Genomic DNA, 20,288 nt, shown 5'->3' on the forward strand with positions numbered 1-20,288 from the left:
GGCTTTACGCAGGCCAGCCCGCTTGCAGCGCCGCGCGCACCCGCGCCGCCGCATCCGGCGCCTCGGGGGCATGGCCAAGGTCCGGCACCGCAGGCCAGCCCGGATCGGCAAAGGTGATGCCGTCAAAGGCAACCTCTTTGTCATAGCGCGGCAGAACGTGAAAATGTACATGCGGATCGACCATCATCAACATCAGGTAATTGATCTTTTGATTGCCAAAGCGCGCCACCGCGGCCTCAATGTCGTGGGTGATCTGCGCCAGTTCGCCGTGCGCGCCGCCCGGCAGATCGCCAAAGGCCTGCGCCGGTCCATGCGCCAGCAGGATCATCGCACCAAGCGTCGCCTGCTGTGGTCGCGCCTGCACGCTCCACCAGCGATAATCCCGGATCAGCGTGTCCTTGCCGCCGAAACGGGAAAAAGTGGCGTTTCGTTCTGGCATTTCGGCGCTTTCCATGGTTATTCCCCTTGTCATTCGTGGCTGGTTTCGGGCGGCACCAAGACCTGCCCGCAAAACGATGATAAATGGAATGACCGGATGACAAAAGACACAAGCCTGCGCCTGATCGGCGAAATGCCTGCACGGCTCTGGGGGCTTGAGCTGCATGAATGGCAGCGCCGCGCCTGGCAAAAGGCCGGTGCGGCCTCGGCCGATGACCCGGCGGCGCGGCTTTTGGTTGGCGTCGAATGGGTTCTGTCGCCGGCCTTGCAGCGCGCGTTTTTGGCCACACCGGGCGCGGCCCTTGTTGTGCCCGACCGCAACGGCGGCGCGCCACGTCTGGCCGCGTTGCACCTGTCCGAAGGCGCGACGCCTGCGGATTTCGAAGCGTTGATCGGACAGGGCGACCCCGATTTGGACGCCCTGCGCGCGGCGGGTTTTACCACCGGCGATGCCGACGATTTCGCCGGGGCCTATGACGAGGTGCTGCGCAAACGCGAGGCGCCTTATGCGCTCTCGATGCGCAGTGAGACCCCGCGCAGCATCGAAAAGCGCCTGTTCAAAGGGTCCTACAAGGGTGTCACCGATCTGGTGACCAAATACGCCTGGCCCTGGCCTGCCTTTCACGCCACCCGCGCCGCCGCAAACCTGCATATTTCGCCCAACACCGTGACCACGGTCAGCCTTGTGATGGTCTTTGCCGCGCTTTGGTTCTTTTGGGAGGGGCACTGGGCGCTTGGCATCATTTCGGCCTGGATCATGACCTTTCTGGATACGGTCGATGGCAAGCTGGCGCGCACCACCATGAGCTATTCCAAATGGGGTGACCTTTATGATCACCTGATCGACCTTATCCATCCGCCATTCTGGTATTGGGCAATATGGGTCGGGCTGCAACAGGCCGCCGACGGCCCGAGCGCGTTCATGCTGGATGCTTCGCTGGCGGTGCTGGTGATCGGCTATGTGCTCAACCGGGTGCAGGAGGGGGCCTTTATCGGTCTTTTTGGCTTTCACATCCATGTCTGGGAGCGGATCGATTCCATCGCCCGCGAAATCACCGCGCGACGCAATCCCAACATGCTGATCTTCATGCTGTTTGTCATGCTCGGCGCGCCGGGCTGGGGCTTTGTCGCCATGGGCGTCTGGACGCTGTTTTGGCTGATCTTTCATCAGGTCCGGCTGTTTCAGGCCTGGCGGCAACCCGCCAAGCCGACCTCCTGGATGGCGGGCTGATCCGGGATGGCGGGTACGGCACTCTTTGATCTCGATCGCACGATCACGCGCGCACCGACCTGGACGTGGTTTCTGATCCATGTGAACGGTCGGCGGCCCCGGTTTGCCGGTCAATTCGCCCTGATCGCCCTGCGCATGATCGCCTATAAACTGCGCCTTGTGCCGCGCACGTCGATCAAGGCTGCCGGGCTGCGCAGCCTGTCCGGGCATAGCCGTGCCGAGTTGCAGGCCAAGGCCGATACATTTGTCGCAGGCGTGCTTGCCAGCGGTCTGCGCCCCGGCGCCGAGGCCGCTATCAAGGCGCACAAGGCGCGTGGCGACCGGCTGGTTCTGGTCACGGCTGCTGTCGATGTGGTGGCCGAGCCGCTGGCGCGCGCGCTCGGGTTTGACGATGTGATCTGCACGCGCCTTATCTGGCCTGCGGGTGGTCGCGGGCCGGTGCTGGACGGCGAAAATTGCTATGGTGCGGAAAAACTGCGCCGCATCGCCGATCTTCAGGCCGAGCGCCCCTTCAGCCAGCCGACCTATGCCTATAGCGATCACGTCTCGGACCTTGAATTTTTGCGCGAGGCGGATCACGGTATCGCGGTAAACCCATCCAAGCGCCTGCGGCGCGCCGCATCGGAACATGGTCTTGAAATCGTCGATTTCGAAGCCTCTATTTCTTATTCTTACAGACTGGAGCCATCCCAATGAAAGCCATCATCCTAAGCGCCGGTCGCGGGTCTCGTCTTCTGCCTCTGACGGAAACACGCCCCAAGTGCCTTCTGGCCATTGGCGATACCACCATCCTTGGCCGTCAGTTGGACACGCTTGAGGCCGGCGGGGTGACCGAGGTTGTGGTGGTTACCGGCTTTATGGCGGCTCTGGTCGAGGAAGAGGTCGCCAAACGCAGCGGTCCGATGACGGTCAGCACCTTCTATAACCCATTCTACCAGATCGCCGATAACCTCGCGAGCTGCTGGATGGTGCGCGACTTTATGGATAGTGACTTTCTGCTGATCAATGGCGACACCCTGTTTGAGGCGCAGTTGCTGAAAGGCGTTCTCTCAAGCCCGCATGTCCTGCCGGTTCAGGTGACGATTGACCGCAAGGATGCCTATGATTCCGACGACATGAAGGTGCAGCTTGACGGCACCCGCCTGGCCGCCATTGGCAAGGCGCTGCCTGCCGAAAAGGCCGATGCCGAATCCATCGGCATGCTGCGCTTTACCGGCGAGGGGCCGGCCATCTACCGCGCCAAGCTTGAACAGATGATGCGCACGCCCGAAGGCGTGTCCAACTGGTTTCTCAAGGCGATTGACGCGATTGCCAATACCACCGGTCAGGTCGGTACGTTTTCGATCGAAGGCAAGCGCTGGAACGAGGTTGACACCGTTGAGGATTATGAGGGCATCGACGCGCATTTCCGACAGTCCTGATCCTGGCGGATCTCAAGGGTGAGGCGCCACAGCCCCGGGATGAAGGTCGCGAGGTTGTGGTTTCCAACGCCGAGGTCATGCTGATATACCTCACCAAAAGCAGAGGATCTGAGTATGGCATCTACACTGGCCCGGGCGCGCGGCGCTGCATGTCTTTTGGGCGTGGCCCTTGTCGGCCTGATCTTTTCCGCCCCTGCTGTGCAGGCGCAAGATCAGGCGATCACGGTCGATCCGGCCGCCGAAGAGGCCACCGCGCCGCGCGGCACCAACCTGTCGTTTGGCGGGATCAAGGTGTCGGCGGATTTGCCGTTGCAGGTGATATCCGACGAATTGGAAATGGATCAGAATGTCAACACCGCCGTCTTTGTGGGCAATGTCAATGTCGAGCAGGGCGATCTGACACTCAAGTCAGCGCGGGTGCTGGTCGAATACGGCATGATTGAGGGCGCATCCAGGCCCAATCAGATCATACGCCTGACCGCCAGCGGTGGCGTCACGATGACAAGCCCGAGCGAGACCGCCGAAGCCGCCCAGGCGGTCTATACGATCGCCACGCGCGAAATCTTGATGACCGGTGACGTGCTTGTCACGCAGGGGCTGAACACGGTGTCGGGTGAGCGCATGGTGGTCTATCTTGATGAGGGAACGGCCGTGATGCAGGGCAGGGTCCGCACCTTCATCAACAATAATGCCCCCGAAAATCCAAAGCCGACCGTAGCTGCTCCCGGACCGGCCAAGGAGGCCGGTCAATGACGCCAAAAGAATTCGGCGGCACACAGGGATCGGACGGTTTGCGGGTGATCAGCCTGCGCAAGAGTTTCAAGCGTCGGATGGTGATCCGCGATCTCAGCCTTGAGTTGCACCGCGGCGAGGTCGTGGCGCTGCTCGGTCCGAACGGCTGTGGCAAGTCAACCTGCTTTTACATGATCGCCGGTCTGCTTGCGCCCGACGGCGGACAGGTGAAAATCGATGGAACAGACCTGATCGGGCTGCCGATGGATCAACGGGCACGGCTTGGGCTGGTCTATCTGCCTCAGGATGTGTCGATCTTTCGCGGGCTCAATGTCGAGGACAATATCCTGACCATCCTCGAAATCATTCAGCCCGATGCAAAGGCGCGGCGCGAAAAGCTTGAGGAATTGCTGTCGGATCTGTCCATCGCCCATCTGCGCCATGCGCCCGCCCTGTCATTGTCGGGCGGCGAGCGGCGCCGGGTCGAGATTGCCCGTTGTCTGGCCGCCGATCCGAAGTACCTGTTGCTGGACGAACCCTTTGCCGGGGTCGATCCGATTGCCGTCGGTGAAATACGCGCCATCGTTGCAGATCTGAAGCAACGCGGCATCGGCGTGCTGATCACCGATCACAATGTGCGCGAAACCCTCGAAATCGTTGATCGCGCCTATATCCTGCATGATGGCGGCGTTCTGATGAGTGGCACCCCGGATGAGGTCGTGCGCGACGAAAATGTGCGCCGGGTTTATCTTGGCGAGGATTTTAAGATTTTCTGACACTCACCGCAGCGTCACGCGGCCTGCCGCAGCGCAGCACATTGAAGTTTTTCACACCACGCTGTATTGTCGGCCCGGCCTAAAGGATTTACCAAAAATAAAAGCAACCTGCCGCATACTCCAGCGGCGCTATGGTTCAGTTCAGAGGAAATACGCCGATGACCAGCGTCAACGACCCGCAACCCGTCAAGCCCAAGACGCTAAACCGGCCGGTCCGTAAATTCGTCAAGCGCCGGGGCAAAAAGCTGATGCGGTGGGCGGCCAAGTTTCAAAGCAAGCAAAGTATCGTTCCCGACACGCCATTTATCGACAATAGCCATTTCCCCTTTCTGTCCGAGTTCGAGGACAAATGGGAGGTGATGCGCGACGAGGTTCTTGAGATCCTCAAGAATCGCGAAGATATTCCGGGCTTTGAAGAGGTCTCGCCGGATCAGTACCGTATCGCGCAGGCCCGCCAGTGGAAAACCTTTGTCCTTTATGGATTTGGTCAGCAATTGCCCAAGAATTGCAGCAAGGCCCCGGTCACGACCGAGGTTCTCAGCCGGGTGCCGTATGTGCAGACTGCGTGGTTTTCGATTCTGGCGCCGGGGTATCATATCCCCGCCCATACCGGTGTGACCAAGGGGATCGTGCGCGCCCATCTGGGCCTGATCATCCCCAAGGACCGCGAAAAATGCCGCATTCGGGTGCAGGATCAGATCATGGCATGGGAGACCGGCAAGGTCTTTGCCTTTGATGATACCTTTGAGCATGAGGTCTGGAATGACACCGACGAAGAGCGGGTGATTTTGTTGTTTGATTTCGATCGGCCAATGCGGTGGCGTGGTCGGATGCTTAACAATCTGATGCTCTGGCTGATGAAATTTACGGCGTTCTATCAGGAGCCCAAGAAGAACCTCGCCGATTTCGAGGATCGCTTCGAGGCCGCCGCGCGCCGGGCGGATGCCAATCTTGAAAAACTGAGCGACTAGCCGGTCAGCCATTTTCACCCAAGACAGGCGGGGCAGGGGGGCGGCGTTGCTGCACGCGCAGCCCTGACGAGGGCGTGTTTCTGCACCTGCACACTGCGATGAGCGAATTTTCGCCGGTGGAGTCACGGATCGTGTGTGCGCGCGCCGTGATGAAAGGCAGCAGAGCCCCGTCATATTGGTGTGATCCTGTCGTGCTCCGGGGGTGTCACCCGGGCCAGGCTGGGGCAATGGAAGTCTTGTCAAGCTAATGATTTGAAAGGTTAAATTTAGTTTACCCGTCGTATGCAGCGCCCTTTGTCGGGCCGGATTGAAAGCCACAGTCAAGTTTGCCCGCGACCTCTTTGATCCAGGGCTTTCTATTTGGAAAAACAGGGTTTTATGGCAAAACTGTAATACCAATGTGATGTGCCGTGCGCGCCTAATCATGGCATTGCATCATACCAAGATCGTCGACGGCGAATCTTTTTCCAATCGTCGTGTGATGGCGTCCCATTGAGCAGAAGCAGAGGTGACTGATGTTGAACCCAAGCGTAACCGAAAGCGGTGTGCCGCGTCGTAACGGAAATTTCTCGTCTCTTACCGATGCCCTTGATTATGCAGCGACCGGCAATACCGGGCTGAATTTCTATGCGGCGGATGCCTCGCTCATCGCGGCGGTGCCATACTCGGAATTGCGCGTTCAGGCCTTGTCGCTTGCCGGCAGGCTTGCGGCGGTTTTCCCGCGCTTGTCGCGCATCGGTCTCATTGCCGAGACATCACAGGATTTCATGGTGGCCTTCATGGCCTGCCAATATGCCGGTCTTGTGCCCGCGCCGCTTTCCCTGCCGGCCGCCTTTGGCGGGCGTGACGCCTATCAGGGGCAGGTCGCGCGCACCGCAAAGACCGCTGATCTGGCCGTGGTCATGGCGCCTGATGATCTGTTGGAATTGCTGACAGGCGCGCTTGCGCCGCTTGACATCCCGGTTGTCGCACTGTCCGGCAGTGATCTTCCCGAAGAGACCGTTGCCCCGGTTGCGCATGGCGCAGGCGACCCGGCCTATATCCAGTTTTCCTCGGGCAGCACCAGCGCGCCCAAAGGCATCTATGCCACTCAGGCCAGTGTGTCGGCAAATTGCCACGCGATCATCAATGAAGCGCTGCACATGGATGAGACCGACCGTTGTGTGTCCTGGCTGCCGCTCTATCATGACATGGGCCTTGTCGGCTTTTTCATGGTGCCGCTCTATTCCCAGACTTCTGTCGATTATATTTCGCCCACGTCTTTCGCGCGCCGCCCGACAACATGGCTGAAACTGATCAGCGAAAACCGTGGCACGATCGTTTACAGCCCCAGCTTTGGCTATGATCTGTGCGCACGCCGTTATCGCGGTGAGCCGCTCGATCTGAGCTCGCTGCGCGTTGCCGGTATTGGCGGCGACATGGTGCGCGATGATGCGATGATGGCCTTCAGCAATGCCTTCGAGGCCAGCGGGTTCAGGCAAACCGCGCTGGTGCCAAGCTATGGCCTTGCCGAAACCACCCTTGGTGTGGCCTTTGCCCCGCTTGGCGTTGGCCTGCGCCGTGATCGGGTTGATACCGGGCGCATGCAGACGTCGGGCCGTGCCGTGCCCGCGTCGGACCTGTCAAAACCCGGTCAGGTGCGTACCTTTATTGCCTGCGGCAAGCCGATGGCCTCGCTTGATCTTCGCATCGTCGATGAGACCGGCGAAAACCTCGAGGATCGCAAGATCGGCCAGATCATCCTGAGGGGCCCCAGTGTCGCAGCCGGGTATTTCCGTGCTGAAGAAGACGCGCTGACCCCGCTGACGGACGCGGATGGCTGGTTGGAAACCGGCGATCTCGGCTATTGGCTTGATGGCGAAGTGGTGATCACCGGGCGCTCCAAGGACCTGATCCTTTGGAATGGCCGCAACATCTGGCCGCAGGATATCGAATGGGTTGCCCAGCAGACCGGCGGCAAGAACATCTCGGGCGCAGGCGCGTTTGAAATCAACGAAACCGATGGCGGCACCCGTATCGTTCTTCTGGCGGAATGCTGGTCGCGCGACGAAGAGGTGCGCGAGCAGCTTTTGCATGACATCATGGCGGCCACACGCAAGACCACCGGCGCGCCGGTCTCGGTTGAACTGGTTGGTGTCCGCTCGTTGCCGATGACCAGCTCGGGCAAGCTTAGCCGGGCCGGTGCCCGCGCGCGGTATCTTGCCGGCGGCTATAACTCTGCCCCGGTAGAAGAGCCGGTCGCCGTTACCGCTCCGGTTCGCGGTGCCTGATCAAACCGGCGCGGCGGGCCAGTTATCACAGACCAAAATTGCGCTGACGGGAGCGACGGGCTTTGTCGGGCGCACTCTTCTGGATCAGCTTGCAGCAGCGCAGGTGCCGGTTACGGCGCTTGCGCGCGCGCGTTCGGGTCGTGACCTGACGGATGGCGCCAACCTGCGTTGGGTCACCGGCGAGATGCATCAGCCCGACACGCTGGCAGAGTTCGTTGCAGGGGCCGATGTGGTGATCCATTGCGCCGGGGCCACCAAGGCGCTTGATGCCGAGGCATTCCACCGGGTCAACGCCACCGCCACACAGACCCTTGTGCGCGCCGCAGCGCAGGCCGGTGTCGGCCATTTCATCCTGATGTCGTCTTTGGCGGCCTCGCGCCCCGGGGTCTCGGATTACGCAGCCTCCAAGGCCGCCGGCGAACAGCTTGCGCTTGGCGAGGCTGGCGATATGGCCGTTACCACGGTGCGTGCGCCCGCGGTCATCGGCCCCGGAGATCAGGCAACGGCGCCGCTTTTCTCGCTTATCGCCCGAGGCTGGATGCCCGTTTTAGGCGGAAAAGCGCGCGCCGCCCGATTTTCCGTGATCGACGTCCAGGACCTTGCGACCCTGCTGATCGATCTCGCCGGGCCTGCGTCGACGGGGCTGAAGGGCAAGACATTCGCCCCCTACGGCCACCACAGTCTTGGCTGGTCGGATATGGCTGCCAGCGGCGCGCGGGTAACTGGCCGTAAAATACGCGAAATTCCCCTGCCCATGCCGATTGCGACGCTGGTCGGGCAGGGCGCTGATCTTGCGGCACGCATGACCGGGACGGCGCAGGTTTTTTCCTCTGGCAAGGTGCGTGAAATGCGCGCCGGCGACTGGATCGGGGATACGCCACTTGTAACAGTAACACCGCTCGATGTTACAATGCGGCGTTGCCTTAATCCGTTTCTGAGGCTAGGGAATGCGACAAACCAAGTCGTAGCAGACAACGACCGGAGGCAAGAATGAACCAGATGACCGAAACCATGTTCGACCAGATTTGTGGCATCCTGCGGGCCCATACCAAGGTCGAGACCAAGATCGAGCCCGAAACCCTGATCGGGGCTGATCTTGCCATCGATTCCGTTGAGATGTTTGATCTCGTGATGGAGATCGAAGAGCAATATGATATCAGCTTTCCGCTGGAAGAAGCTTCTGATATTGATACCGTCCAATCCCTGGTCACAGCGATCGAGCGCATTACAAATGTTTGATACCGAAGCCAACAAAAACACCGTATTCGCAAAGTTCGAAAAACTGTCCGAGCGTGTCGATAAGCTGCGCGCCGCAGGGCGCACGCCTTTTGGCATGCGGTTCGACGAAATGCTGTCGCAGACCCGTGCGCGGGTTGGCAATGCCGAAATCCTGCTGGCCGGCACCAACAACTATCTCGGTCTGACCTATGACGCTGATGTCATGGAGGCCGCCAAACAGGCGATTGACACCCATGGCACCGCCACCACCGGCAGCCGTCTTGCCAATGGCACCTACAGCCTGCACCTTGATCTTGAGACTGACCTGAAAGAGTATTTCGGTGCGGCCTCGGCCATGGTCTGCACCACCGGCTATCAGGCAAATCTGGCCGCCCTCAGCACACTTGCCGGGCGCGGCGATCACCTTTTGATCGACGCCGACAGCCATGCCTGCATCTATGACGCTTGCCGCCTGAGCGATGCTGAAACCATCCGCTTTCGCCACAACAGCCCCGAGGACCTCAATAAGCGCCTGTCGCGCCTGCCCGCCGAGGGCGCGCGCCTTGTGGTGATCGAAGGGCTTTATTCGATGCTGGGCGATGTCGCCCCGGTGGCCGAATTCGTCGAGGTCGCCCATTCCAACGGCGCGATGATCTTTGTTGATGAGGCCCATTCGATTGGATGTTACGGCGAAAACGGTCGTGGCGTATCTCAGGCACAGGGCGTGCTCGACAAGGTCGATTTCATTTCCGGCACATTCTCGAAAAGCTTTGCCTCGATTGGCGGCTTTTGTGTGTCACGCCACGAGGCGCTTGAACTGATCCGTCTGGTCAGCCGCCCCTATCTGTTTACTGCCTCAGGCTCGCCCGCCAACATGGCCGCCGCGCGGGCCTCTCTCAAGGTAATCGCGAGCGATACCACCCTTCGCAAACAGCTCTGGGACCGGGTGCACCAGCTTTATAGCGGGCTGACTGACGCGGGCTTTACCATCTCTTCGCCTCCGGGCCCGATCATGGCCATTTCGCGCCCCGACGAACATGTCGCCGTGGCCGAATGGAACCAGCTGATGGATCAGGGTGTCTATGTCAATCTGGCGGTCCCCCCGGCCACGCCTCAGGCCAAGTCCCTGCTGCGTCTCAGCGTTTCGGCGGCGCATACCGAGGCCGATATCGACCAGCTCATCGCGGCGTTCCGCGGCCTGGCCAAAGGCGACTGAAACGACATGCCGGGCCTGAACTCAACCTCAGGACAGGCCCGGCCCGAGCGGCCCTCGCGATGGGGGACAGGCTCTGTTCAAAAGGGAGAGGGGCGCTTTTGATGCGTCCGCCCGGAGATATCTTTTGGCCTGCCCTTATCCGGCGTCGCTCTGGGATACGCCGACGGCGCGCGGCGCGGGGACAGACAGATGACCGATGAAACCATCCTTGCCAATGCGCGCCTTATCCTGAACGACGAGGTGGTTCACGGTACGATCCGCATCAAGGATGGGCTGATCCGCGATATCGACAGTGGCACAGTCGCGCCAAGGGGGGCGCGGGACATGCAGGGCGACTTTTTGGCGCCGGGTCTGGTCGAGCTGCACACTGACAACCTTGAGCGACACCTCGCGCCACGCCCTACGGTCGACTGGCCGCACCGTGCGGCCATCCTGGCCCATGACCGTGAATTGGCGGGCACCGGGATTACAACCGTGTTTGATGCGATCCGGGTGGGGTCTATTCTGTCGGGCACCAGCAAACGCTATGGCAAATATGCCCGGCAGATGGCGGATGAAATCCTTGAAATGCGAGAGGGCGGTCACCTCAGGATCAGCCACCATATTCACCTGCGCGCCGAGATCTGTTCTGAAACACTGCTTGATGAATTTGGCGAATTCACCGCCGAGGACCGGATCGGTATTGTCTCGATGATGGATCACACGCCGGGCCAGCGGCAATTTTCAGACCTGTCAAAGTTTGAAACCTACGTCCGGGGCAAATATAGTTTTGGCGATCAGGAATTCCGCGATTACGTCGACTTTCTCTATGCGCTTCAGTCGCAAGTGGGCGACAGCCATGCCGCCGCGACGGTCGATGCCGCCAAACGATTGGGTGCGACCCTGGCAAGCCACGACGATACAACCGCAGATCAGGTCGCGGCCAGCCATGCCTGTGGTGTCACCATGGCCGAGTTTCCAACCACCATTGCCGCCGCCGAGACCTGTCATGCGCTTGGCATTGCCACGATCATGGGCGCCCCCAACCTCATTCGCGGAGGGTCACATTCAGGCAATGTCGCGGCGGAGGAGTTGGCGCGACTCGACCGGTTGGACATTCTGTCGTCGGATTATGTTCCGGCCAGCCTGTTGATGTCTGCGGTGCAGCTTGGCGCGATCTGGGGTGATCTGCCACGCGGGATGGCAACCGTTACGGCGCGCCCGGCCGAGGCTGTTGGCCTGACCGACCGCGGGTCGCTGCGCGCCGGGCAACGGGCAGATCTCATCCGGTTTGCAGTTCTGGATGGCACACCTGTCCTGCAAGAGACATGGAGCGTCGGACAACGGGTCTTCTGACCCCTTGCCGGTCCAGGCTGTTTCAAATATCCATGAAATATGGAATCACTGCTCACAGATCGTCTTTCAACCCTGAGCCATCCGCAACGGATGGCCGTATTTCGTCTGCTCATGCGGCGGTGTCCGGATGATCTGCCAGCGGGTGAAATCGCCGAGGCGTTGACGCTCAAGGCCAGCACGGCATCAGTCTATCTCTCGGCCCTGACCCAGGCGGGGCTCATCACGCAGCGCCGGGATGGGACGCGGCTTTTATACGGCGTCAACCTGACGGCGGCGCGCGAGGTTGTTGGCGATCTTTTCCTTGATTGCTGTCGCGGTCGGGCCGATCTTTGCCCGCCTCAGTTTTCTGGCCTTTTGCGCAGCATCGCGCCTGCGGCTGGTACACCCTTCAACGTGCTTTTCATCTGCACCGGCAACTCTGCCCGCTCGATCATGGCCGAAACCATTCTGCGCGACAGGGCGGGCGAGACCTTCACCGCCCATTCGGCAGGGACCGCGCATCGCTCAGAGGTGCACCCGCTGGCGATCGAAACCCTCACGACGCAGGAGCATGATGTCGGGCCGCTGCGCGCCAAGACCATTGCCGAGTTTCAAGCGGCGGATGCGCCGAAAATGGATTTCGTCCTGACCGTCTGTGACCGCGCTGCCAATGAGGACTGTCCAACATGGTCGGGCGCGCCGATCTCGGGGCATTGGGGCATTCCCGACCCGGCAAGCGCGACCGGCACAGCGGCGCAGGTGCGACAGGCATTCCAGCAGGCCTATGACGCGCTTCACGCGCGTATCACCGCCTTCACCGCCTTGCCCCTCGACGATCTTGATCGCGGATCGCTTCAGCAACACGTCGACAGGATCGGCCAACTCAACGCCCAAAAGGATCACTAGACCATGACCACTTACGCCCTTAACGGCCTTGGCCGCGTCGGCAAACTCGCGCTGCGCCCGCTTTTGGAGCGCGGTGCGAAGATCGCCTTTCTCAATGATGCGGCTGGCGACCCGGAGATGCACGCGCATCTGCTGGAATTTGATTCCGTTCACGGGCGGTGGCCCGCAAGGTTTGGCGCTGAGACGGACGCGATCACCATTGACGGGCTGCGCCTTCCGGTGACCCGCACCCGTCGGCTTGAGGAACTGCCGCTTGGCGGTGTGGATGTGATGATCGACTGCACCGGCGCCTTCAAGACCGAGGCCGACCTTGCTCCCTATTTTGCGGCGGGCGTGAAAAAGGTTGTGGTCTCTGCTCCGGTCAAAGACGGGCCGACCGCAAATATCGTCTATGGTGTGAACGAGCACATTTATGATGCGCACACCCACAGCATCGTGACGGCGGCCAGTTGCACCACCAACTGTCTTGCGCCGGTGGTCAAGGTTCTGCTCGAAGGAATCGGGATCAAGCACGGCTCGATCACAACGATCCACGATGTGACCAACACCCAGACGATTGTCGACCGTCCGGCCAAGGACATGCGGCGCGCGCGCTCGGCCCTGACCAACCTGATCCCGACGACAACCGGCTCTGCCACGGCGATCACGCTTATCTATCCCGAACTGACGGGCAAGCTGAACGGTCATGCGGTGAGGGTGCCGCTTTTGAATGCCTCGATCACCGATTGCGTGTTCGAGATGGCCCGCGAAACCACCGTGGAAGAGGTCAACGGCCTGTTCCAGACGGCGGCGAGCGGCCCGTTGAAGGGCATCCTCGGCTATGAAACGCGGCCTCTGGTCTCGTCGGATTATACCAATGACACCCGCAGCGGGATCGTGGATGCGCTTTCAACCATGGTGGTGAACGGCACGCAGGTTAAACTCTATGTCTGGTATGACAACGAATATGGCTATGCCCATCGCCTGGTGGATGTGGCCCTGATGGTTGGCGCCCGGCTGTGACACGCGCGCCCGGCTTTGCGGCCTATATTGCCGTGACGGCCGCCTATTGGGCCTTCATGCTGACCGACGGAGCCTTGCGGATGCTGGTGCTCTTGCACTTTCACACGCTCGGGTTTTCGCCGGTGCAGCTTGCCTATCTGTTCGTGCTCTACGAGATCGCGGGCGTGGTGACCAACCTCTCGGCGGGGTGGATCGCGGCGCGCTTTGGGCTCACCAGCACGCTTTACGCCGGGCTCGGGCTTCAGGTCATCGCGCTTCTGGCGCTTGCCCGGCTTGATCCGGCATGGGGCATTACCGTCTCTGTGGTCTTCGTGATGCTGGTGCAGGGGCTGTCGGGTGTGGCCAAGGATTTGGCCAAGATGAGCGCCAAGAGCGCGGTCAAACTCCTTGCGCCGCGCGACGGCGCCGGGCTTTTTCGCTGGGTCGCGATTCTGACCGGATCAAAGAATGCCGTCAAAGGCGGTGGCTTTCTCCTGGGCGCGGCGTTGCTCGCCGTCTTTGGGTTCGTGCCCTCGGTTCTGGCGATGGCGGCGCTCTTGTCGGTGATCCTTGGGGCGGTGGTGATGCGCATGCCCTCGGGGCTTCCGGTCGGGCGCAAGGATGCCAAGTTTTCCGAGGTCCTCTCAAAGAACCGCAACATCAACTGGCTGAGTGCGGCGCGCCTGTTTCTGTTTGGCGCGCGGGATGTGTGGTTCGTGGTCGCCATCCCGGTCTATTTCTACGCGGTGCTCTCGGACGGAAGCGAGGCGGGCAACCGCGCGGCGTTTTTCATGATCGGGACATTCATGGCGCTCTGGACGATCCTTTACGGTGTGGTTCAGGGATGGGCACCGCGCATCCTGCGGGCCGCATCACGAACGCAGGCCGAGATACTGACGCTGGCAAACCGATGGGTCGGCGCGCTGATCTTTGTGCCGGCAGTGCTTGGCGTTGCGCTCTGGCTTATGCGCGAACCGTCCGGTTTTCTGACCACAATAATTGTCCTGGGCCTGCTGATCTTTGGCGGTATATTCGCCGTGACCTCTGCGCTGCATTCGTTTTTGATCCTCAGCTTTACAGAGACACACCGCGTCACGATGGACGTCGGATTCTATTATATGTCCAATGCGGCAGGGCGCCTTCTTGGCACTGTGCTGTCGGGCTTCAGCTATCAACTGGGGGGGCTGGCGTTATGCCTTGGCACGGCCGCGGCTATGATCGGGCTGAGCTGGATAGGGACGGCACAATTGAGAAATCAGGCATGAGGATGCAAGCCCTGTCCACATGCCTAGTCCCAGAATTCCGCCCGCAGCTTGCGTTTATAAAGCTTTCCAGTGGCCGAACGCGGCAGTTCCTGGCGAAACTCGATGCTGCGGGGGCATTTGATGGCCGAGAGGTTTGCGCGGCAATGGGCCAGCAATTCCTCGCGCAGGGCATCCGTCGCCTGGTGCCCCGGCATAAGCTGAACGACCGCATGAACGGCCTCGCCAAAATCCTCATCGGGAATGCCGATAACCGCGGCATCAAGCACCGACGGATGGCCAAGCAGGGTATCTTCGGTCTCTTGCGGATAGATATTGACCCCGCCTGAAATGATCACGAAGGACTTGCGGTCGGTCAGATAAAGGTATCCGTCGCCGTCCAGCCGCCCGATATCCCCCAGGGTTGTCCAGCCTTCGGCATTTGTGCAGGCTGCCGTTTTTTCGGGGTCCTTGTGATAGGTGAACTGCTGGCCGTTCTCGAAGTAAACCTCACCCTCCGAGCCCGGTGCAAGCTCGCGACCCGTCGCGTCGCAGATATGGATCACACCCAGTTTCGCCGCGCCGACCGAGCCGGGGTGGGCGCGCCACTCGGCGCTGTTGATCGCGGTGAACCCGTTGTTTTCGGTGCCCGCGTAATATTCGTGAACGATATCCCCCCACCAGTCGAGGATCTGGCGTTTCACATCGACCGGGCAGGGGGCCGCTGCGTGCACAGCCATTTGCATCGACGAGAGGTCATAGCTATCGCGCACCTCCTGCGGCAGCTTGAGAAGGCGCACGAACATCGTGGGCACCCATTGGCTATGGGTGACGCGGTGTTGCTCGATCAACTTCAGCGATGTCTCGGCCTCAAAGCGGTCCATGATCACCGCCGTTCCGCCCATCTTGAGTGTCACCATCGTGTGCCTGAGAGGGGCGGCATGATAAAGCGGCGCGGGGCAGAGATAGCGGGTTTCGGGGCCATAGCCAAAGAGAGTGGTCAGCAGATCGACAAGCATCGTCCGCCGCCCCGGCAAAGCCGGTTCCAGCGGCCATTTGATGCCTTTCGGGCGCCCGGTAGTGCCCGAGGAATAGAGCATATCAAGGCCCTGTGCCTCGTCCGGGATCGGGGTCTCGTCCTGCCGGGCCACGTCATCGGACCAGCTTGAAAATGCACCCGGAGCCTCGCCAACGCCAAAGACCTTGCAGGTGAGGGGCGAGGCCTTGGCCGATCTCTCAAGCATCGGCACGAAACGGTCGCTGGCGATCAAAATGCGGGCGTCACAATCGGCCAGAATATAGCGGATTTCGCTTTCGTTGAGATGGGTGCTTATGGTCGTGTAATAGAGGCCCGCCCGGTCTGCGGCAAAGCAGACCTCAAGCATCTCGCGCCGGTTTTCCATCAGGATCGCGATATGATCGCCCGGCTTTATCCCCTCTGCCCGCAAAAGCCAAGCGCCCTGATTGGCCCGCCTTTCCAAGGTGCCAAAGCTTACGCTTTCGCCGGTTGCGGCCATGATGAAGGCCGTTTTTTCGGGCGGGTGCGCGCGCGGGTGATAGGGGGTGGCGGTGGGCGGCATCGGCATCAGAACGCGATAAGGGTCTTGCCGAAATGACCACCGTCGCGCAGGTGGCTCATGGCGTCCTTGAGGGCCTCAAAGGCAAATGTTTCCCCCAGAACCGGGCGCACCTGATGCTGCGCCATGGCGCGCAACATTGCCTCGAACCCGTCGCGATGGCCGACGGTCACCCCTTGCAGGCGGACTTGCCTGGCAACAATCAAACCAAGCGAGGCCTCGATGTTCAACCCTGACAAAACGCCGATCATCGACAGCGTGCCGCCCGGACGCACAGCGCGCAGCGACAGCGGCAGGGTCTTGGCGCCGCCCAGCTCGATGATGTTGTCATAGCCGCCGCGATCGGCGGTGATGGGGCGGCTTGCGCGCGCCCAGTCTTCCTCGCTGCGGTAATTGATCGTGGCGTCGGCGCCCATCTCGCGCACGCGGGCCAGCTTGTCGTCGCTTGACGAAATCACCGTCACATGCGCGCCCTGAAGCTTGGCAAAGGCGAGGGCAAAAAGAGCAACGCCGCCGGTGCCCTGCACCAGAACCTTGTCGCCGGCACGGGTCTGGCCGTGGGTGACAACCGCGCTCCAGGCGGTGAGCGCTGCGCAGGGCAGGGTGGCGGCCTCGGCATCGCTCAGATAGTCGGGCACTTTCACGACGCCTTCGGCAGAGAGACACATGACATCCGCCATGACCCCGTCCAAAGGCCCGCCAAGCGCCGAGGCAAACCGCTCGGGGGTCGGCTCTCCGCTGGTCCAGTTTTGAAAATAGGTCGGGCAGACCCGGTCACCAACCGCGACGCGGGTCACACCGTCGCCGATCTCGATAATTTCGCCGACACCGTCCGAGACGGCGATCAACGGCAGCTCGCCCGTGGCCCGGCCATAGCCGCGCTCGGGCACGATCAGATCACGAGAGTTCAATGCGGCCATGCGCATCGCGACCAGCACCTGACCGGGGCCGCAGGTGGGCCTGGGGCGCTCGGACAGTTTGAGGTTGTCAAACCCCCAATCGCCTTCAATCTGAAATACGCGCATGGGTCAGGTCCTTTGCTTTGCGGTCAATTTTTCCACCCGGTCCTTGAGGATATTGGTGGCGCCATCGGTGAAACCGGCGATCTGTGCGGCGGCGAGATGGCGGGTAAAGGGATGCTCGGGGCGCAGCCCTTCGGCGCCCATCAGTTGCAACAATTCCGGCAGGTGGGTCTGTGCAGAGGTCACGGCGGCGATCTTGGCCTCGGCGGCGGCAAGCTGGGCATCCTCGCCGTTTGTCACCAGAGCGACGGCCTTGGCGGTCACGGCCCTGGAGGCGTCAAGGGCGGCCACAGCATCGGCCAGATGCGACTGCCAGCTTGGGATCGCATTGAGCGGCTTGCCAAAGCTGTGGCGGATCGCGCCATGGCTCTGCACGGTCTCAATCGCCGCCGACATCATGGCGTTGCACATGGCCGCGACATAGGTGCGCGCGGCGTTGATCTCGGTCAGGATCGCCTTGAAGGCCGTGCCGGGGGCGATCAACCGCGCCTGCGTCGGCAGGGCGACATCGTTGAAGCGAAAGCCGCCAGTGCCCATGCTGGTTTGTGCAAACCCGGCATCTATCGCATAGCGGGTGACGCCGGGGGCCGTCAGATCGACCAGAAACGCCCCGATGCCGGAGGCGTCACCGGGGCTGGCGCATTGCGCATAGACAATCGACAGCCCGGCATGCCGCCCGTTGATGATCCAGGTTTTTTCACCATTCAGACGCCAGCCGTCGCGGTGCTGGCGTGCCGTGGTGGTGACGGCGGCAAAGTCGCTTCCGGTGCCGGGTTCGGTCAGCGCCGTGCAGGCCGAGGTCTGGCCCGAGAGCAGGGAAGGGAGGTATTGGTCACGCAGGTCGGGGGGCGCAATCTGGCACAGGCGCAGGGCGATGTTGTGGGTGTTGACCAGCGACATGGCAAAGCCGAAATCGGCCCCCGCAAGGATCGCGCAGGCCTGAGTCCGGGTCGCGAAATCAAGGCCCGCGCCGCCCTGAGCCACCGGCACTTCCATGCCGAACAACCCAAGTGCGGCGGCCTCGGCGACAATCGCCGCGTCGGGGCTTTGGCCCATCGACCAGCCCGCTGCGGCCGGGGCCACGCGATCTGTCGCAAAACCGGCGACCTGATCAAGGAAGGCCTGCATCACTTGCCCCGCTTGCCAAGTCTGGCCAGCAGATCGCCGGTCACGCCGACGATCCCGCGCGGCATGAAGATCGTCGCAAGCACGAGGATCAGCCCGTAAAGGATCAGTCGAAAACTATCGGCAAAGCGCAGGTATTCCGGCAAAAGCACCACGAAGAACGCGCCGATCACCGGGCCCGCAATGGTGCCCGAGCCGCCGATGATCACCGCAAGAATGGCATCGAGCGATTGGGCGACCCCAAATATCTCGGGATTGATGAAGCTTTGATAGTGGGCATAAATAGCACCGGCCAGACCACCGAACATCGCCGAGGTGACAAAGGCGAAAAGCTTGTACTTCCAGGCGGCGATGCCGATGGCACCGACCAGATCTTCGTTCTGGCGGATCGCGACAAGCGTCTGCCCGATCCGCGAGCGCACGATCAGCGCGGCAAGCCCGGTCATCAGGGTGGCAATGACCAGCACCAGATAATAATAGGTCTCGCGGTCACGAAAGTTGAACAGCCCGTCCTTGCTTCCGGGTTTGGGGATGCCGGTGATGCCGGCCTCGCCCTGGGTTAGCTGGTGAAAGTTCATCAGCACGATGAAGATCACCATGTTGAACGCCAGGGTGACGATCGCGAAATAATGCCCCTTGACCCGCAGGCTTGGATAACCGGTCAACAGGGCGAAAAACGCCGTGATCACCGGGGCAAGCGCGATGCTGAGCCAGACCGGCATGTCAAAATGCAGCCCCATCAGGGCGGTGGAATAGGCCCCGATCCCCATGAAACCGGCCTGCACGATAGAGACATATCCGGTATAACCCTGGATCAGGTTCTGACCCTGCGCCGCGATCACCCAGACCAGGGCGAGGACACTCAGGTGAAGATAGTATTTCACGGTGATAAGCTGTGGCAGCAGGATGAACCCAAGCAGGGCAAGAGCATAGAAAAGAGTGGTGCGGTTGCGGGTCATCATGCTTTCCCCATCAGGCCTTGAGGCCGGAACAACAGGACACCGATCATCACCACAAAGGCGATCACGTCCTTATAGGCCGACGAGATGAACCCCGCCGCCAGGGCCTCGGTGATGCCAAGCACAAGCCCGCCCACGACTGCGCCGGGGATAGAGCCGAGACCGCCAAGGATCAGCACGGCAAAGCCTTTGACAACCAGCCCCTCACCGATGCCCGGCGCGATGGCAAAGAGCGAGCCGACCATCACGCCCGCGCAGACACCAAGGGCGGTCGAGATCGAAAACACCACAAGCGGGATCGTGTTGACGTTCACCCCCATCAGGATCGCCGCATCGCGGTTTTCGGCCACGGCACGGATCGCCTGACCGGTCTTGGTCTTTTCGACAAACAGGGTCATGGCGACGATAAGCATCGCTGCGGCGAGGATGACGTAAAGACGCAACTCGGGGATCGTCACGCCGCCGATGTTGAAGACCCGGTCAAGATCTGTCGGGATGACCACCTGTTCGTGACCAAAGAATTCAAGGTTGAGCCCTTCGACCATCATCGTAAGACCCAAGGCCACGATGAAGGCGTTGATGTGGTTGGCATCGCGCACCGGCCGATAGGCCAAAAGCTCGATCAGCACGCCAAGCATCAGACCCACCACAAGCGAGACCATAATGGCGGCAATCAGCGGCAGCCCCCAGGCGGTGACGAAGAAAAACGTCAGGTACCCGCCAAACATCGACACCGACCCGTGGGCGAAATGGGCAATCCCGAGGATGCCGAATACGGTCGTCAGGCCGAGGGCGATCAGCACATAGACACCGCCAATGGCCACGCCGTTGATGATCTGCTGGATGATCTCAATCATGATGGGTCCTGCGAAAAAGGGGAGAAAGGACAG

General features: G+C 61.1%; 20 protein-coding genes. 14 read left to right on the forward strand and 6 right to left on the reverse strand.

The window, feature by feature from the left end; all coding sequences use genetic code 11:
• Positions 1–4: 4 nt before the first annotated feature.
• Complete coding sequence (locus tag BUB78_RS04645; RefSeq protein WP_170865021.1) at positions 5–454, reverse strand: HIT family protein; 450 nt, start codon at positions 452–454, stop codon at positions 5–7.
• 81 nt (positions 455–535) lie between these two features.
• On the opposite strand from BUB78_RS04645, the gene BUB78_RS04650 reads away from it, so the two are divergent.
• The 14 genes from BUB78_RS04650 to arsJ all read left to right on the forward strand — a co-directional run bounded on the left by BUB78_RS04650 (position 536) and on the right by arsJ (position 14,739).
• Entirely contained in the window at positions 536–1,669 is a 1,134-nt protein-coding gene (locus tag BUB78_RS04650) for a CDP-alcohol phosphatidyltransferase family protein (protein WP_073195518.1), read from the forward strand.
• Between the two features lie 6 nt (positions 1,670–1,675).
• Positions 1,676–2,365 (forward strand): HAD family hydrolase, encoded by a 690-nt coding sequence (locus BUB78_RS04655; RefSeq protein ID WP_073195520.1) that lies wholly within the window; start codon positions 1,676–1,678, stop codon positions 2,363–2,365.
• Positions 2,362–3,090: a phosphocholine cytidylyltransferase family protein gene (locus tag BUB78_RS04660; protein WP_073195523.1), complete on the forward strand. Its 729-nt coding sequence runs from the start codon at positions 2,362–2,364 to the stop codon at positions 3,088–3,090. The genes BUB78_RS04655 and BUB78_RS04660 overlap by 4 nt, the downstream gene beginning before the upstream one ends.
• Before the next feature lie 114 nt (positions 3,091–3,204).
• Positions 3,205–3,843: an LptA/OstA family protein gene (locus BUB78_RS04665; RefSeq protein ID WP_084732761.1), complete on the forward strand. Its 639-nt coding sequence runs from the start codon at positions 3,205–3,207 to the stop codon at positions 3,841–3,843.
• Positions 3,840–4,598 (forward strand): LPS export ABC transporter ATP-binding protein, encoded by a 759-nt coding sequence (lptB, locus tag BUB78_RS04670; RefSeq protein ID WP_073195525.1) that lies wholly within the window; start codon positions 3,840–3,842, stop codon positions 4,596–4,598. Before BUB78_RS04665 ends, lptB begins: the two co-directional genes overlap by 4 nt.
• A gap of 158 nt (positions 4,599–4,756) precedes the next feature.
• On the forward strand, positions 4,757–5,569 hold the full coding sequence (locus BUB78_RS04675) for an aspartyl/asparaginyl beta-hydroxylase domain-containing protein (RefSeq protein WP_073195528.1): 813 nt from the start codon (positions 4,757–4,759) through the stop codon (positions 5,567–5,569).
• 515 nt (positions 5,570–6,084) lie between these two features.
• On the forward strand, positions 6,085–7,839 hold the full coding sequence (locus BUB78_RS04680; RefSeq protein WP_073195531.1) for a fatty acyl-AMP ligase: 1,755 nt from the start codon (positions 6,085–6,087) through the stop codon (positions 7,837–7,839).
• On the forward strand, positions 7,832–8,833 hold the full coding sequence (locus BUB78_RS04685; protein WP_073195533.1) for an NAD-dependent epimerase/dehydratase family protein: 1,002 nt from the start codon (positions 7,832–7,834) through the stop codon (positions 8,831–8,833). The genes BUB78_RS04680 and BUB78_RS04685 overlap by 8 nt, the downstream gene beginning before the upstream one ends.
• Entirely contained in the window at positions 8,830–9,078 is a 249-nt protein-coding gene (locus BUB78_RS04690) for an acyl carrier protein (RefSeq protein WP_073195535.1), read from the forward strand. Before BUB78_RS04685 ends, BUB78_RS04690 begins: the two co-directional genes overlap by 4 nt.
• Positions 9,071–10,273 carry a serine palmitoyltransferase gene (gene spt, locus BUB78_RS04695; protein WP_073195537.1) on the forward strand — a complete coding sequence of 401 codons (1,203 nt, stop codon included), beginning with the start codon at positions 9,071–9,073 and terminating at the stop codon, positions 10,271–10,273. Before BUB78_RS04690 ends, spt begins: the two co-directional genes overlap by 8 nt.
• A gap of 189 nt (positions 10,274–10,462) precedes the next feature.
• Positions 10,463–11,608, forward strand: a complete 1,146-nt coding sequence (locus BUB78_RS04700) for an alpha-D-ribose 1-methylphosphonate 5-triphosphate diphosphatase (protein WP_073195539.1) — start codon at positions 10,463–10,465, stop codon at positions 11,606–11,608.
• Between the two features lie 39 nt (positions 11,609–11,647).
• On the forward strand, positions 11,648–12,493 hold the full coding sequence (locus tag BUB78_RS04705; protein WP_073195541.1) for an arsenate reductase/protein-tyrosine-phosphatase family protein: 846 nt from the start codon (positions 11,648–11,650) through the stop codon (positions 12,491–12,493).
• Positions 12,494–12,496: 3 nt separating this feature from the next.
• Positions 12,497–13,495: an ArsJ-associated glyceraldehyde-3-phosphate dehydrogenase gene (locus tag BUB78_RS04710; RefSeq protein WP_073195543.1), complete on the forward strand. Its 999-nt coding sequence runs from the start codon at positions 12,497–12,499 to the stop codon at positions 13,493–13,495.
• Positions 13,492–14,739 (forward strand): organoarsenical effux MFS transporter ArsJ, encoded by a 1,248-nt coding sequence (gene arsJ, locus BUB78_RS04715; protein WP_073195545.1) that lies wholly within the window; start codon positions 13,492–13,494, stop codon positions 14,737–14,739. The genes BUB78_RS04710 and arsJ overlap by 4 nt, the downstream gene beginning before the upstream one ends.
• A gap of 23 nt (positions 14,740–14,762) precedes the next feature.
• Here arsJ and BUB78_RS04720 read toward each other — a convergent pair whose 3' ends face one another.
• From BUB78_RS04720 to BUB78_RS04740, 5 genes are read right to left on the reverse strand one after another with little or no spacing between them, the layout of a single operon-like run.
• Positions 14,763–16,295 (reverse strand): acyl-CoA synthetase, encoded by a 1,533-nt coding sequence (locus BUB78_RS04720; RefSeq protein WP_073195757.1) that lies wholly within the window; start codon positions 16,293–16,295, stop codon positions 14,763–14,765.
• Between the two features lie 5 nt (positions 16,296–16,300).
• On the reverse strand, positions 16,301–17,317 hold the full coding sequence (locus tag BUB78_RS04725) for a zinc-dependent alcohol dehydrogenase family protein (protein WP_073195547.1): 1,017 nt from the start codon (positions 17,315–17,317) through the stop codon (positions 16,301–16,303).
• 3 nt (positions 17,318–17,320) lie between these two features.
• Positions 17,321–18,442 carry an acyl-CoA dehydrogenase family protein gene (locus BUB78_RS04730; protein ID WP_245813355.1) on the reverse strand — a complete coding sequence of 374 codons (1,122 nt, stop codon included), beginning with the start codon at positions 18,440–18,442 and terminating at the stop codon, positions 17,321–17,323.
• Positions 18,442–19,398: a branched-chain amino acid ABC transporter permease gene (locus tag BUB78_RS04735; RefSeq protein WP_073195759.1), complete on the reverse strand. Its 957-nt coding sequence runs from the start codon at positions 19,396–19,398 to the stop codon at positions 18,442–18,444. Before BUB78_RS04735 ends, BUB78_RS04730 begins: the two co-directional genes overlap by 1 nt.
• Entirely contained in the window at positions 19,398–20,255 is an 858-nt protein-coding gene (locus BUB78_RS04740) for a branched-chain amino acid ABC transporter permease (RefSeq protein WP_073195550.1), read from the reverse strand. Before BUB78_RS04740 ends, BUB78_RS04735 begins: the two co-directional genes overlap by 1 nt.
• Positions 20,256–20,288: the final 33 nt, after the last annotated feature.

Source organism: Roseovarius marisflavi (assembly GCF_900142625.1).
Classification (GTDB): domain Bacteria; phylum Pseudomonadota; class Alphaproteobacteria; order Rhodobacterales; family Rhodobacteraceae; genus Roseovarius; species Roseovarius marisflavi.

Coding starts and splice junctions, on each gene's coding strand:
- BUB78_RS04645 (WP_170865021.1), bottom strand. CDS start 454: ATGGAAAGCGCCGAAATGCCAGAACGAAACGCCACTTTTTCCCGTTTC.
- BUB78_RS04650 (WP_073195518.1), top strand. CDS start 536: ATGACAAAAGACACAAGCCTGCGCCTGATCGGCGAAATGCCTGCACGG.
- BUB78_RS04655 (WP_073195520.1), top strand. CDS start 1,676: ATGGCGGGTACGGCACTCTTTGATCTCGATCGCACGATCACGCGCGCA.
- BUB78_RS04660 (WP_073195523.1), top strand. CDS start 2,362: ATGAAAGCCATCATCCTAAGCGCCGGTCGCGGGTCTCGTCTTCTGCCT.
- BUB78_RS04665 (WP_084732761.1), top strand. CDS start 3,205: ATGGCATCTACACTGGCCCGGGCGCGCGGCGCTGCATGTCTTTTGGGC.
- lptB (WP_073195525.1), top strand. CDS start 3,840: ATGACGCCAAAAGAATTCGGCGGCACACAGGGATCGGACGGTTTGCGG.
- BUB78_RS04675 (WP_073195528.1), top strand. CDS start 4,757: ATGACCAGCGTCAACGACCCGCAACCCGTCAAGCCCAAGACGCTAAAC.
- BUB78_RS04680 (WP_073195531.1), top strand. CDS start 6,085: ATGTTGAACCCAAGCGTAACCGAAAGCGGTGTGCCGCGTCGTAACGGA.
- BUB78_RS04690 (WP_073195535.1), top strand. CDS start 8,830: ATGAACCAGATGACCGAAACCATGTTCGACCAGATTTGTGGCATCCTG.
- spt (WP_073195537.1), top strand. CDS start 9,071: ATGTTTGATACCGAAGCCAACAAAAACACCGTATTCGCAAAGTTCGAA.
- BUB78_RS04700 (WP_073195539.1), top strand. CDS start 10,463: ATGACCGATGAAACCATCCTTGCCAATGCGCGCCTTATCCTGAACGAC.
- BUB78_RS04705 (WP_073195541.1), top strand. CDS start 11,648: ATGGAATCACTGCTCACAGATCGTCTTTCAACCCTGAGCCATCCGCAA.
- BUB78_RS04710 (WP_073195543.1), top strand. CDS start 12,497: ATGACCACTTACGCCCTTAACGGCCTTGGCCGCGTCGGCAAACTCGCG.
- BUB78_RS04720 (WP_073195757.1), bottom strand. CDS start 16,295: ATGCCGCCCACCGCCACCCCCTATCACCCGCGCGCGCACCCGCCCGAA.
- BUB78_RS04725 (WP_073195547.1), bottom strand. CDS start 17,317: ATGCGCGTATTTCAGATTGAAGGCGATTGGGGGTTTGACAACCTCAAA.
- BUB78_RS04730 (WP_245813355.1), bottom strand. CDS start 18,442: ATGCAGGCCTTCCTTGATCAGGTCGCCGGTTTTGCGACAGATCGCGTG.
- BUB78_RS04735 (WP_073195759.1), bottom strand. CDS start 19,398: ATGACCCGCAACCGCACCACTCTTTTCTATGCTCTTGCCCTGCTTGGG.
- BUB78_RS04740 (WP_073195550.1), bottom strand. CDS start 20,255: ATGATTGAGATCATCCAGCAGATCATCAACGGCGTGGCCATTGGCGGT.